We start from the raw sequence: 12,411 nt of genomic DNA, 5'->3' as shown, positions 1-12,411 counted from the left end.
GGATGATTCCGACTGTGCAATAAATCCCGCATCTGGGATGGGATAAAAATTAATACAGCGCGCGTAACATCGTGTGCAGGCAGGAACAGTACGGGACGAAACTGAAATGACCAAGAGCAGTACATCGGGCTTGACCCGGCGTGCCCTATTGGGCGCATTCGCCGCAACGGCGGTTGTCGCGGCACCAACCTATTCCAAAGCAGCAGGTTTTCTTCGCGGCGGTGGCGACATTCGCCGCATTCGTATGTATTCGGGCCGCACCGGTGAGCGGATCGATATGGTATATTGGGTTGATGGAAAATATATCAAGGACGCGGTGAAAGAGGTTAACCACTTCATGCGTGATTGGCGCAGCGATCAGGTCAAGGACATGGACCTGCGCACGATCGACATCATGGCTGCGGCGCACAATATGCTGGATGTAAGCGAACCCTATATGCTGCTGTCTGGTTACCGCTCTCCGCAAACCAATGCCATGCTGCGCCGTCGCTCTCGCGGTGTCGCCAAGAATTCCTTGCATATGAAAGGTCAGGCTGCAGACTTGCGTTTATCCTCGCGCTCGGTCTCGCAAATGGCGAAAGCTGCAATTTCCTGCCGCGCCGGGGGCGTTGGCCAGTACTATCGGTCGAATTTCGTGCATATGGATTGCGGTGTCATCCGTTCCTGGCGCGGCTGATTTAACTCATAATCCCGTACCATAATGTGAACCCCCTCAGTTAATGTGAACCCCCTCAGTTATCTCTGTTGGGGGTTTTGTTTTGTCGGCAGCTAGATTGCATACCAATCGCTACTGAGTGGAGCAAAAACAAACACAAGAGAAGTGGCGCACCTGAGAGGATTCGAACCTCTGGCCTCTGCCTTCGGAGGGCAGCGCTCTATCCAGCTGAGCTACAGGTGCCTTGGCCGTTAGCTACCCTCGTTCCAATCCGGGTGCAACTGCAAATGCGACCACATCAGGCAAACAGATCGTGGGCCAATTCCAAAGCATCGATCAGCGTGTCAACCTCTTCGGTCGTGTTGTAGAGGCCGAAGCTGGCGCGGCAGGTGGCGGTGACACCCAGATGGTCCATAAGCGGCCCCGCGCAGTGATGGCCCGCACGCACTGCGACACCCTTTTTGTCAAGTATCGTCGAAACATCGTGGGCATGCCCTGCCCCGTCCAGCGTAAAGCTGAAGATTGCGGCCTTGTCGGGTGTGGTTCCCTGAACCTGCAGCCAGTTCAGCCCGTTCAGTCGTTGCATCGCATAGTCGCGCAGACCCACCTCATGTGACGCAATGTTCTCCATGCCCAAATCCATCATGTAATCCAGCGCAACGCCCATACCGATGGTCTGCACGATGCCCGGCGTTCCGGCTTCGAACTTCATCGGTGGATCATTGTAGATCACCTGATCTTTTGACACCTCTTTGATCATGTCGCCGCCCCCGATAAAGGGGCGCATTTCGGCCATGCGTTCCGATTTGATGAATATCGCACCTGAACCGGACGGGCCGTACAACTTGTGGCCCGTTATCGCGTAAAAGTCGCAGCCGATATCCTCGACATTCACGGGCATATGGACAGCGCCTTGGCTACCGTCCACCAATACCGGAACACCTTTGGCGTGGGCCGCTTGTGTGATCGATTTGACGTCGACCACAGTGCCTAAAACGTTTGAACACTGCGTCACCGCCACCAGCTTTGTCTTTGGCCCGATCGCGTCGATGACAGCTTGTGGATCAAGATAACCGGTTGCGTCCACATCAACCCACTTCAGAACGACGCCCTGCCGTTCGCGCAAGAAATGCCAGGGTACTATGTTTGCGTGATGCTCCATCACGCTGAGCACGATCTCGTCACCCGCCTGCAGATGCGGCATCGCCCAACCGTAAGCGACGAGATTGATCCCCTCGGTCGTACCCGAGTTCAATACAATCTCTTCCTCGTTCGAAACGCCCAGAAAACGCGCGACAGTGCCCCGGACGGACTCGTACTTTTCGGTCGCAAGATTGGACAGGTAGTGAAGCCCGCGATGAACGTTCGAATACTCATGGGCATAGGCCTGCGTGACTGCGTCAATAACAGCCTGAGGCTTTTGCGCGGATGCGCCATTGTCGAGATAGGTCAGAGGCTTTCCGTTGACCTGTCGCGACAGGATCGGAAAGTCGGCGCGAATTTTCTGTACGTCATACATGGACAGAGGTTCCCTATACAGGCGACAGCCAAAGGACAAATGGGATAGCCACAAGGCCAGACAATAGGATCACCAGAAACGATTTACCCAGCGACTGAAATCGATGCGCTTCGTTGAGGAAATGTAAGGTGATGTAGAGGCTCAGTACCAGCATCGCAAGGCTTGCCGGTAAGAACAAAAACGGCAGCACCGAGACCAATGTCAGAATGATCGCCTGCCCGATAATCTGCAGGATCTGCAGCCAGACGACCAGAGTCATGAGGTCGTTGAACGACCCCTCTCCACCCAGTACCCGCCCTACCAAGAGGAAAGCAACGACGCTGATCAGAATCGCGGCAACTGATACAAACAAGGTCCGCGATAAAGGCTCGGCAATTTGTTGAACCTCTGGGTTAATAAACGGCATGATAAAGCCGGACAGAGTTTGAACCAGCGCATTCAGGATCACGGCAAGAAAGAATGCAATCCACAGCACGTCTGGACCAAAGCGCATCGCCAGCAATCGCTTGGCAGCCTCGGCCGGGTTTGTCAGGGTCAGGACGACCATATTCAGAAGCAAGGCAGAGTTCATTTAATGGCCTTTTGCGATTGTCTGAGACCGGACAACCAGAACCAGGTAAAAATCGCAACCCATAACATTCCGGCTAGCGTTTGTTCCGGGCCCGGACCGATAAAGCCCGCGACCAACCCGTTCAACAACACCAAGGGGGCCGATGCCAACAACGCCCAGAACAATGCCAGCCTTGCGCCATAGCCGTTTCCACGGCCTCCAAAAACCCGCGCTACGAGTTGTGAGAGCCACGCCAGAAGATAAAAGAACAGAGGAAGTATGAAGACCGAGCCCAACAAGGCACCGCCCATGAGCATGTTCAGTTCCAGCCCCTCAATGTGGGCACGGCGTGCAAGGCTTGGCAATTGAGCGATGAAACCAACTACACAGAAGGCCATCACAAATGCCAGCGCCCGATCTTCACGCGGGCCCATATCCAACAGGCGACGCACAACACGCCCCGGTCCGCGATACGTGGCAACGATATCTGTTGTGACGGACATCAGCGGCGGCGTGCCAGCCAATCTTGCAATCGTGTGACAATCACTTCGGCCAGAGCTTCATCTTCGATTTCCTGAACCGCTTCCGCGAGGAAAGCCAAAGTCAGCATATCCGTCGCCTCTTTGGTGGGAACACCACGCGATCGCAGGTAGAACAGCGCTGTTTCGTCAATCGCACCAGAGGTCGAGCCGTGCGAACAGGCGACGTCATCCGCGTAGATTTCCAACTCGGGCTTGGCGAGAAACTGGCTGTCCTCATCCAGCAGCAACGATTGGCTGATCTGATATCCATCGGTTTTCTGCGCCCCCGCTTTGACGAGGATCTTTCCCTGAAAGACACCTGTCGCCCCGTTGCGCAACACCTTCTTGAACACCTGACGGCTTTCGCAATTCACCGCATCGTGGGTCACAAATACCGTGTCGTCATGGTGGAATTCACCATCTCCAACGCAAGCACCCGCAACATGGACCACGGCATCGTCGCCGGTAAGCTCAACCACCTGCTCGTTCCGCGTCAGAACACCGTTCACAGTAAGTGTGAAGGATTTGTACACAGACTCCGTTCCCATTCGAGTGAACATATGCGTCGCTGCTCGCCGCTGATGATCGCGACCCTGCGCGCGAACATGGTGCAGCGTACCGCCATCGGCGATATCGATCTCCATACATTTGTTAAAACGCGATGCGGCCGGGCCATTTTCAAGGATGGTCACCTCGGCGCCGCTTTCGACACGAACTACATGGTGCAGGATCGCATCCGAGGTTTCCGAAGCATGGCGATAGATCAGGCTGATCGGTTTGGCAGGTTTTCCGGTCACATGGATGGCAACACCATCTGACGCAAATGCAGTGTTCAATGCCGCCAGAGGGCGATGCACCGGAGTCTGACCATTTGCTTCAAGAACACCGTATAACTCTTTGGCCCAATGGATATCTTTGCAGCAGATATCTTCCAACCTGTCGATAGTGACACCTTCCATCGACAGTTCGTCTGACTCTTCAGGGCTAAATACACCATCGATGAAGACAATCTTCAGCCGGTCAAACTCGTTGAACATCGGCGCTTCGTCGTTCTGAAACAACGCCGCCGCGGGTGCTTGTGCCGAGATCAATGTATCGGGCTGGGTATACTTCCAGTATTCATCCCGACGCCCGGGCAGTCCCATTTCGCGCACCCGCGCCAGAGCAGCCTCTCGCGCCTTACGCGTGCAACCCGCATCTGGCATGGTCAGAGCTGCAAGCCGCTCTTCCGTTGCCGACTGTTTTGCTTGAGCGAGAGCCATCAGTTTACCTCGGCCAGAATGTCAGCATACCCATTGTGCTCAACTTCCAGAGCCAACTCGGGTCCGCCGGATTTGACGATACGGCCATCGGCCATGATGTGCACGACGTCTGGTTTGATGTGATCCAGCAAACGCTGATAATGCGTGATAACAAGGAAACCGCGCCCTTCGTCGCGCAACGCATTCACGCCTTCCGATACCAGCTTCATCGCATCCACATCGAGCCCCGAGTCGGTCTCGTCAAGGATGCATAACTTGGGCTCAAGCATTGCCATCTGCAGGATTTCGTTGCGCTTTTTCTCACCACCCGAGAATCCGACATTGACTGGGCGTTTCAACATATCCGCGTCGATCTTCAGCGCCTTTGCCTTGGCGCGGATTTCTTTCAGGAAATCCGCTGCAGACAGTTCTTCCTGACCACGTGCCTTACGCTGAGCATTCACCGCTGTGCGCAAGAACGTCATGTTACCGACACCGGGAATCTCAACCGGATATTGGAATGCGAGAAATACACCAGCAGCTGCGCGCTCTTCCGGCTCCATCTCAAGCAGATCTTCGCCCTCAAGTGTGGCGGTACCATCTGTCACTTCATATCCGTCCCGACCGGACAAGACATAGCTAAGCGTAGATTTGCCAGAGCCATTTGGCCCCATGATCGCATGAACCTTGCCGGCCTCAACAGTGAGATCGACGCCTTTGAGGATTTGTTTGTCTTCTTCCTCAAGTTTTACGTGCAGGTTTTTGATTTCCAGCATTTTTTGTCCTTTTGCATCTCGCAAGGGGCGCAGATTGACCCCTGATAATTGTCTATCCCAGCACCTTGCGGATCACCCGAGCGATGATCCAACCCAGCAGCGCGCCTCCGCCCACTGCCCAGACCGGGTTGATGAAGTCCATGTATTTCGTGTTGACGTAAGCCACCCCCAACAGGCCGCCGATCACCGGCAGCGCGTAGCCAAGCGCTGTCAGCACATCATCCTTGCGGATACGTTGTTGTGGCTTTGGCGTCATCAGCCGACCGATCCCTCTAGGCTGATCGCAACCAATTGCTGAGCCTCCATCGCGAATTCCATCGGCAGCGCCTGCAGCACGTCCTTGCAGAACCCGTTGACAACAAGCGCCACGGCCTCTTCCTCGTCCATGCCGCGTTGACGGCAATAGAACAACTGATCCTCGTCGACCTTCGAAGTCGTCGCCTCATGCTCGACACGGGACGAGTTGTTTTTGACCTCGATATACGGAACCGTGTGCGCCCCACACTTGTCACCAATCAGCAAGCTGTCACACTGGGTGTAATTGCGACTATCCTTGGCCTTTGGATGCATCGAGACCAGTCCGCGATAGGTATTCTGCGCCATACCCGCACTGATCCCTTTCGACACGATCCGCGACTTGGTGTTCTTGCCCAGATGAACCATCTTCGTGCCAGTATCGGCCTGCTGCATGTTGTTCGTGATCGCGATCGAGTAGAACTCACCCTGGCTGTCATCGCCACGCAGGATGCAGGACGGATACTTCCAAGTCACAGCCGAGCCGGTTTCAACCTGCGTCCACATCACCTTGGAGCGATCCCCACGGCAATCGGCGCGCTTGGTCACGAAGTTGTAGATACCACCTTTGCCGTTCTCATCACCGGGGAACCAGTTTTGAACGGTCGAATACTTCACCTCAGCATCTTCTTCGATGATGATTTCCACCACGGCCGCGTGCAGCTGTGCAGTGTCCCGCTGTGGTGCAGTACAACCTTCCAAGTAACTGACATAACTGCCCTTGTCGGCAATGATCAGCGTCCGTTCGAACTGCCCCGTATTTTCCGCGTTGATGCGGAAATAGGTGCTCAATTCCATTGGACAGCGGACACCCGGTGGCACATAGACAAACGAACCATCCGAAAACACAGCCGAGTTCAGAGTGGCATAGAAATTGTCGGATACCGGAACCACCGTTCCTAGATATTTCTTCACCAGTTCCGGATGTTCTCGGATCGCCTCGGAGATCGAGCAGAAAATAACACCCGCTTTTTTCAGCTCTTCCTGGAAAGTCGTGCCAACCGAAACCGAGTCAAACACCGCATCGACGGCGACCTTGCGCCCCTCGGCTGGCGCATCTTCGGCACCTTCAACTCCGGCAAGAATCATCTGTTCTTTCAGAGGGATACCCAGTTTCTCATATGTCGCCAGCAGCTTGGGGTCGACCTCATCCAAGGATTTGGGCTTCTCTTCCATCGATTTCGGACGAGCATAATAATACTGGTCCTGAAAATCGATTTTAGGATAGCTGACCATGGCCCAGTTCGGTTCATCCATCTTGGTCCAGCGTTCGAACGCGGCGAGACGCCACTCGGTCATCCATTCGGGCTCATCATTCTTGCCTGAAATCAGCTTGACGATATCGGGGTTTACACCCTTCGGGGCGTACTCCATCTCGATTTCTGTTTCCCAGCCATATTTGTAGGTTCCGACCTCGCGTACCGCATCCACGGTTTCCTGATCGACACCTTCTTTTACCTGGGTCTGGTCCAAAGCGGCCATAAGACACCCTCCGTCAGATCACGCGGCGCGCGCGCGATGCTTTTTCTCTTTCTCAAGCCACGTTTCCGCAAAACGCAGCACATTCTCTTCCGTCGTTTCGGGACCAAGCGATACGCGTATCGCACTGGCCGCCGCGTGTTCATCAAATCCCATGGCCGTCAGCACAGCACTGGCGCGCACTTTGCCACTGGAGCAGGCTGAGCCTGCACTGATCGCAAATCCTGACAAATCCATCTGCATGACCTGGGTTTCTCCCTTCCAGCCCGGAGTGGCAAAGCACAACGTGTTGGGGAGTCGCTCCTGATCTTTCCCGACAAAAATAGTAGATTTCGATCCGGCCTCAAGAGCGTTTTCTAGAATATTTCTAAGTTCACGAACTTTTTCCCAGACACCATTTGCAAGATCGCGGGATGCAGCTTCAGCAGCAGCGCCGAAGCCCGCGATTCCGATAACATTCTCAGTGCCCGAGCGACGACCCATCTCCTGCCCGCCACCTTTGATTTGCGCGGCCAAATCCGTGCCGCGTTTCATCACCAACGCACCGATCCCTTTGGGACCGCCCAGTTTGTGTGCTGAAATCAACGCCATTTCCGCGCCCAACCAGTTGAACGCAACTGGTAGCTTTCCAAACGCCTGAGTGGCGTCAGTTACGGCCAGATCAGACGGGAGAGTTTGAATGATGCCCGTCTCGGAGTTTGCAAGTTGCAATGCCGTAAAGGCGGGATCTGAAACCGTAACTTGCCCGTCTTTCGACACTGGTAACACTTCATTGGCCCACGCACGTACCGCATCATGCTCGATCGCGGCCCCCTGCAGACCACGTCCTGACATCGCCAACGCCGCCGCTTCGGTGGCGCCCGAGGTAAAGACGATGTCTGCGCCATCCGCCCCAAATGCGATGGCAATCTGTGCGCGTGCTCTCTCGACCACTGCCTTTGCAGCACGGCCCTCGGCGTGAACGGATGACGGATTGCCGGCCAGATCCATCGCGGCAATCATTGCAGCGCGGGCTTCGGGCCTTAATGGAGCCGTCGCATTATGATCGTGATAAACCCGTTTCATAGATACATCTTTTTCAACGTGGAATCCTGTGGAACGAAAATCTGATACATCAGCTCAGTCGTCCACGACCGCAAACAAGTTTGGAACTGCCGGGCACGGTGCCAGATCATTTCGGATCACATCCGACAACCGCGTTTGATGCAGGAACACATACACATGTGCGCTCAAGCTTTCCCACAAACGATTGGTCAGGGATTGCGCCCGACTGCCGGACGAAGCACCCGATGCCCCCGCCCCTTTGTGCATCGCATCGACGGTTTCATCTACCGCAGCCAAAATCTCAACCACTCGAATTTCGGATGCAGGGCGCGCAAGACGATAACCTCCACCCGGACCCCGAACCGAGCTGACCAACTCAGCGCGACGCAGTTTTACAAAAAGCTGTTCCAGATAAGGAAGAGAAATATCCTGGCGCTCGGAAATCTCACCAAGTGTAACAAGCTTGTCAGAGGATTGCAGAGCAATATCCGCCAGAGCAACCATCGCATAGCGTCCTTTGGTCGACAGCTTCATTTGAATTCCTTAAGGCAAGAACAGCGAAAACATTGACGCCGCCGCAGCCAGTGCGTATCTCCCACTGACAGCGTTTTCACGCGACACAATGTAATTAGAACCGTTCTAAGGTGCCTGACGATTACCGTCAAGATAATCTCGGGGCCGAGGCGTCAAAAAACAGGACTAAAGCACACATGCCCGAGGTGATTTTTCCCGGACCCGAAGGCCGCCTGGAAGGCCGCTACCACCCGCAAAAGGAAAAAGACGCACCGATCGCAATCGTGCTGCATCCGCACCCTCAATTTGGCGGGACCATGAATAACAAGGTGGTCTACAACCTGCACTATGCCTTCTACAACATGGGCTTCACGGTTCTGCGCTTTAACTTCCGTGGCGTAGGCCGCAGCCAAGGCGAATATGATCAGGGTGTTGGCGAGCTTAGCGATGCCGCGTCGGCGCTGGATTATCTTCAGTCCATGAACAACAACTCCAAGCATTGCTGGGTTGCAGGATTCTCATTCGGCGCCTGGATCGGAATGCAACTGCTGATGCGTCGTCCCGAGATCACCGGCTTTATTAGCGTGTCACCCCCGGCGAACATGTATGATTTTTCTTTCCTGGCCCCCTGCCCGTCTTCCGGCCTGATCATCAACGGGTCGTCAGACCGCGTTGCACCCCCTGCGGATACCACTTCGCTGGTTAGCAAATTGCACGAGCAAAAAGGGATCACAATCACGCATCACGAGGTTGAAGGCGCGGATCACTTCTTCCAGGATCGCCACATGGACACGCTGATGACCGACGTGACGGATTATGTGAAGCGTCGCCTGACCGAGAATACGCGCTGATGTCTGATACCATCACCACCCTTGCCTCGAGATTGGCAGAGGATACGATGAAGGTCATGGACGAAACCGGTGAGGATCGGTTTTATGTGGAGGTCGGCGAGCTTTTGGGCGCGTCATCTCAGACGCTGGAAGAAGCGTTTTTGACCGAAGTTCGGGTACGCCTCGCAGAACGCAAGGCCCGTAAGTTTGTGGTCAAGAAATTGTCCGATCATCGCTCAAAACTCAAAGCGATCGAGAAGCAGTAAAAATTGAATGCAATCTTATTGCGAACAAAAGAAAAGGAGCCCGAAAGCTCCTTTTCGTCAAATCGTTCGGTGGGCGCCTAAACTGGAGTACCCTCTAACCGCTCAACATTCTGGGCTGCATCAATGTCGACGGACCCCCCGTCTGCAAGCCACCCTAGCGCCACGATCAACACCGAAACGATAATGACTGATTTTGCAAATGTCGTCACTCAATCAAACTCGTTAAAAACTAACTAAAACACCCAACCCTCTATCATGCCTCAGGAATATCAAATAGTCAGGTTTACCTGACCTTTGGTAAAGTGACTCTTTATTCTGCGCCGCCAGAATCCTCTTGCCCGGCAATAGCCAACTATGGTCAACCTTCCGCGACACTTCGGAAAGGCATCAATCTTGCCCAAAACATATTTTATCCTGCTGCTGGCGGTCATTGCGGAAACCATTGGGACCACTGCACTGCAAGCCAGCCATCAGTTCACCCGCTTTTGGCCCTCTGCCCTGGTGGTCGTTGGCTATGGCAGCGCATTCTATCTTATGGCGCTCACTCTGAAAGTGATGCCTGTCGGGATTGTCTATGCAATCTGGTCAGGACTGGGGATTTTCCTAATAGCACTGATTGGTTTTCTGGTATTTGGTCAGAAACTCGACTGGCCGGCGATCCTGGGGCTTGTTCTGATACTGTCTGGAATTCTGATCATTCACCTGTTTTCTTCGACCGCGGGTCACTGAACGCCGGTTAGGGCTGGTATATTTTGTCGCGCCGCGTTATGCGCCGGGCCAACTTCCCGTTCAAAGGTTGACCTCTCATGGACCTGCGCAATATCGCAATCATCGCTCACGTGGACCACGGTAAAACGACCCTGGTGGATGAGCTTCTTAAACAATCCGGCGCTTTCCGCGAGAATCAGGCCGTTGCCGAGCGCGCAATGGACAGCAATGATCTGGAACGGGAACGTGGCATCACCATTCTAGCCAAGGCGACTTCAGTCGAATGGAAAGACACTCGTATCAACATCGTCGATACCCCCGGCCACGCCGATTTCGGAGGCGAGGTCGAACGCATCCTCAGCATGGTAGACGGTGTTGTTCTTCTGGTCGACGCCGCCGAAGGTCCCATGCCGCAAACCAAGTTCGTGACTTCCAAGGCGCTGGCATTGGGACTGCGTCCCATTGTTGTATTGAATAAGGTCGACAAACCGGATGCCGAACCAGATCGCGCGCTGGACGAGTGTTTTGACCTGTTCGCCAACCTTGGTGCTGACGACGATCAGCTTGATTTTCCCGCCATGTATGCCTCGGGCCGTTCAGGTTGGGCAGATATGGAACTGGACGGACCGCGCAAGGATCTGACTGCCCTTTTCGATCTGATCGTCGATCACGTCCCCGCCCCCAAGCAAATTGAGAAAAAGGACGAGCCGTTCCGAATGCTTGCCACCACGCTTGGCAGCGATCCTTTCATCGGCCGCATCCTGACCGGTCGTGTCGAGAGCGGAACGTTGAAAGCGGGTGACAGCCTCAAGGCGCTCAGCCGTGACGGAACATTGATCGAGAATTTCCGTGCGACAAAGATTCTCGCGTTCCGTGGTCTCGCACAACAGCCTATCGATTTGGCCGAAGCCGGGGACATCGTCACCATTGCGGGAATGAGCAAGGCCACGGTTGCGGATTCTTTAGTTTCTCCGCAAGTAAATGAGGCTTTGCCCGCTCAGCCGATCGATCCACCAACGATCACCGTCACCTTCGGCATCAATGATTCCCCGCTTGCTGGCCGAGACGGTAAAAAGGTTCAGTCCCGCGTCATTCGTGATCGTCTAATGAAGGAGGCTGAATCAAATGTCGCGATCCGCATTAGCGATACACCCGGTGGTGAAGCCTTTGAAGTCGCTGGCCGTGGCGAACTCCAGATGGGCGTCCTGATCGAGAATATGCGCCGCGAAGGGTTCGAACTCAGCATCTCGCGCCCGCAGGTTTTGTTCCGCGACGAAGACGGTCAACGCCTTGAGCCCATCGAAGAAGTCACCATCGATGTCGATGACGAATTCTCGGGCTCAGTGATCGAGAAGATCACTGGAGCACGCAAAGGTGAACTGGTTGAGATGCGCCCCGCAGGAGTTGGCAAAACCCGCATCATCGCCCATGTGCCATCACGAGGTCTAATCGGATATCACGGCGAGTTTCTGACCGACACGCGCGGGACCGGTGTTCTGAACCGCGTTTTCCATGGATGGGCTGCCCACAAGGGATCGATCCCCGGTCGTCGTGCAGGCGTCTTGATTTCAATGGAAAAAGGCCAGGCCGTCGCCTACGCCTTGTGGAACCTAGAGGAACGTGGACGCATGTTCGTGGGGCCGCAAACCGATGTCTATCAAGGCATGGTGATCGGTGAACATTCCCGCGACAACGATCTGGAAGTGAACCCGCTTAAAGGCAAGAAGCTGACCAACGTACGCGCCAGCGGATCGGATGACGCGGTGCGCCTGACGCCTCACATAAAATTCTCTTTGGAAGAGGCGATCGCGTATATCGACGATGACGAACTGGTTGAGGTGACGCCACATGCGATCCGGCTTCGTAAACGCTATCTGGATCCACATGAGCGGAAGAGAATGGCACGATCTGCGTAGGTCCTGCAGTAACTCAGTTCACACAAACGCAACAATGGCCCATTCGTGGCAAATTTGCGTCAATATGGAAATAGTCCAGAAATCTAGAGCCCGCCAATT

General features: G+C 54.6%; 14 protein-coding genes and 1 tRNA gene. 5 read left to right on the top strand and 10 right to left on the bottom strand.

Annotated features, from left to right (window positions below):
- Window positions 1-106 precede the first annotated feature (106 nt).
- Window positions 107-676, top strand: coding sequence for a peptidoglycan L,D-endopeptidase MepK (gene mepK / locus AC2FI7_RS03885; protein ID WP_010440193.1), 570 nt, complete (start codon window positions 107-109; stop codon window positions 674-676).
- Window positions 677-821: 145 nt separating this feature from the next.
- Here mepK and AC2FI7_RS03880 read toward each other — a convergent pair.
- The 10 genes from AC2FI7_RS03880 to iscR form a co-directional block, all read right to left on the bottom strand.
- Window positions 822-898 (bottom strand) — tRNA-Arg (locus tag AC2FI7_RS03880).
- 55 nt (window positions 899-953) lie between these two features.
- Window positions 954-2,174, bottom strand: coding sequence for a cysteine desulfurase (locus tag AC2FI7_RS03875; protein WP_010440199.1), 1,221 nt, complete (start codon window positions 2,172-2,174; stop codon window positions 954-956).
- 13 nt (window positions 2,175-2,187) lie between these two features.
- On the bottom strand, window positions 2,188-2,745 hold the full coding sequence (locus AC2FI7_RS03870) for a Yip1 family protein (protein ID WP_496815294.1): 558 nt from the start codon (window positions 2,743-2,745) through the stop codon (window positions 2,188-2,190).
- Complete coding sequence (locus AC2FI7_RS03865; protein ID WP_010440201.1) at window positions 2,742-3,227, bottom strand: YIP1 family protein; 486 nt, start codon at window positions 3,225-3,227, stop codon at window positions 2,742-2,744. Before AC2FI7_RS03865 ends, AC2FI7_RS03870 begins: the two co-directional genes overlap by 4 nt.
- Window positions 3,227-4,507, bottom strand: coding sequence for a Fe-S cluster assembly protein SufD (gene sufD, locus AC2FI7_RS03860; RefSeq protein ID WP_010440202.1), 1,281 nt, complete (start codon window positions 4,505-4,507; stop codon window positions 3,227-3,229). The genes AC2FI7_RS03865 and sufD overlap by 1 nt, the downstream gene beginning before the upstream one ends.
- Entirely contained in the window at window positions 4,507-5,262 is a 756-nt protein-coding gene (sufC, locus tag AC2FI7_RS03855; protein ID WP_010440203.1) for a Fe-S cluster assembly ATPase SufC, read from the bottom strand. The genes sufD and sufC overlap by 1 nt, the downstream gene beginning before the upstream one ends.
- A gap of 52 nt (window positions 5,263-5,314) precedes the next feature.
- On the bottom strand, window positions 5,315-5,518 hold the full coding sequence (locus tag AC2FI7_RS03850) for a hypothetical protein (RefSeq protein WP_010440204.1): 204 nt from the start codon (window positions 5,516-5,518) through the stop codon (window positions 5,315-5,317).
- A complete protein-coding gene (gene sufB, locus AC2FI7_RS03845) occupies window positions 5,518-7,038 on the bottom strand; it encodes a Fe-S cluster assembly protein SufB (RefSeq protein ID WP_010440205.1) in 1,521 nt (506 codons plus the stop codon). Before sufB ends, AC2FI7_RS03850 begins: the two co-directional genes overlap by 1 nt.
- Window positions 7,039-7,056: 18 nt before the next feature.
- Window positions 7,057-8,100 carry a cysteine desulfurase family protein gene (locus AC2FI7_RS03840; protein ID WP_496815290.1) on the bottom strand — a complete coding sequence of 348 codons (1,044 nt, stop codon included), beginning with the start codon at window positions 8,098-8,100 and terminating at the stop codon, window positions 7,057-7,059.
- Between the two features lie 54 nt (window positions 8,101-8,154).
- Window positions 8,155-8,613, bottom strand: coding sequence for a Fe-S cluster assembly transcriptional regulator IscR (iscR, locus tag AC2FI7_RS03835; protein WP_010440207.1), 459 nt, complete (start codon window positions 8,611-8,613; stop codon window positions 8,155-8,157).
- A 176-nt stretch (window positions 8,614-8,789) separates the two neighbouring features.
- Between iscR and AC2FI7_RS03830 the strand changes: the two genes are divergently transcribed.
- The 4 genes from AC2FI7_RS03830 to typA all read left to right on the top strand — a co-directional run bounded on the left by AC2FI7_RS03830 (window position 8,790) and on the right by typA (window position 12,312).
- Window positions 8,790-9,443 carry an alpha/beta hydrolase gene (locus AC2FI7_RS03830; RefSeq protein WP_010440208.1) on the top strand — a complete coding sequence of 218 codons (654 nt, stop codon included), beginning with the start codon at window positions 8,790-8,792 and terminating at the stop codon, window positions 9,441-9,443.
- Window positions 9,443-9,688 (top strand): hypothetical protein, encoded by a 246-nt coding sequence (locus AC2FI7_RS03825; protein ID WP_010440209.1) that lies wholly within the window; start codon window positions 9,443-9,445, stop codon window positions 9,686-9,688. Before AC2FI7_RS03830 ends, AC2FI7_RS03825 begins: the two co-directional genes overlap by 1 nt.
- 393 nt (window positions 9,689-10,081) lie before the next feature.
- Entirely contained in the window at window positions 10,082-10,417 is a 336-nt protein-coding gene (locus AC2FI7_RS03820) for a DMT family transporter (protein WP_029621809.1), read from the top strand.
- Window positions 10,418-10,494: 77 nt separating this feature from the next.
- Window positions 10,495-12,312, top strand: coding sequence for a translational GTPase TypA (gene typA, locus AC2FI7_RS03815; RefSeq protein ID WP_010440211.1), 1,818 nt, complete (start codon window positions 10,495-10,497; stop codon window positions 12,310-12,312).
- Window positions 12,313-12,411: the final 99 nt, after the last annotated feature.

The organism is Ruegeria sp. YTSA064, from assembly GCF_059610325.1.
The sequence above is the reverse complement of the archived record's forward strand: the minus strand, read 5'-3'. Positions and strand labels throughout refer to the sequence as shown.

Coding starts and splice junctions, on each gene's coding strand:
- AC2FI7_RS03865 (WP_010440201.1), bottom strand. CDS start 3,227: ATGTCCGTCACAACAGATATCGTTGCCACGTATCGCGGACCGGGGCGT.
- mepK (WP_010440193.1), top strand. CDS start 107: ATGACCAAGAGCAGTACATCGGGCTTGACCCGGCGTGCCCTATTGGGC.
- AC2FI7_RS03825 (WP_010440209.1), top strand. CDS start 9,443: ATGTCTGATACCATCACCACCCTTGCCTCGAGATTGGCAGAGGATACG.
- sufB (WP_010440205.1), bottom strand. CDS start 7,038: ATGGCCGCTTTGGACCAGACCCAGGTAAAAGAAGGTGTCGATCAGGAA.
- AC2FI7_RS03870 (WP_496815294.1), bottom strand. CDS start 2,745: ATGAACTCTGCCTTGCTTCTGAATATGGTCGTCCTGACCCTGACAAAC.
- iscR (WP_010440207.1), bottom strand. CDS start 8,613: ATGAAGCTGTCGACCAAAGGACGCTATGCGATGGTTGCTCTGGCGGAT.
- AC2FI7_RS03830 (WP_010440208.1), top strand. CDS start 8,790: ATGCCCGAGGTGATTTTTCCCGGACCCGAAGGCCGCCTGGAAGGCCGC.
- sufD (WP_010440202.1), bottom strand. CDS start 4,507: ATGGCTCTCGCTCAAGCAAAACAGTCGGCAACGGAAGAGCGGCTTGCA.
- AC2FI7_RS03840 (WP_496815290.1), bottom strand. CDS start 8,100: ATGAAACGGGTTTATCACGATCATAATGCGACGGCTCCATTAAGGCCC.
- typA (WP_010440211.1), top strand. CDS start 10,495: ATGGACCTGCGCAATATCGCAATCATCGCTCACGTGGACCACGGTAAA.
- AC2FI7_RS03850 (WP_010440204.1), bottom strand. CDS start 5,518: ATGACGCCAAAGCCACAACAACGTATCCGCAAGGATGATGTGCTGACA.
- AC2FI7_RS03875 (WP_010440199.1), bottom strand. CDS start 2,174: ATGTATGACGTACAGAAAATTCGCGCCGACTTTCCGATCCTGTCGCGA.
- sufC (WP_010440203.1), bottom strand. CDS start 5,262: ATGCTGGAAATCAAAAACCTGCACGTAAAACTTGAGGAAGAAGACAAA.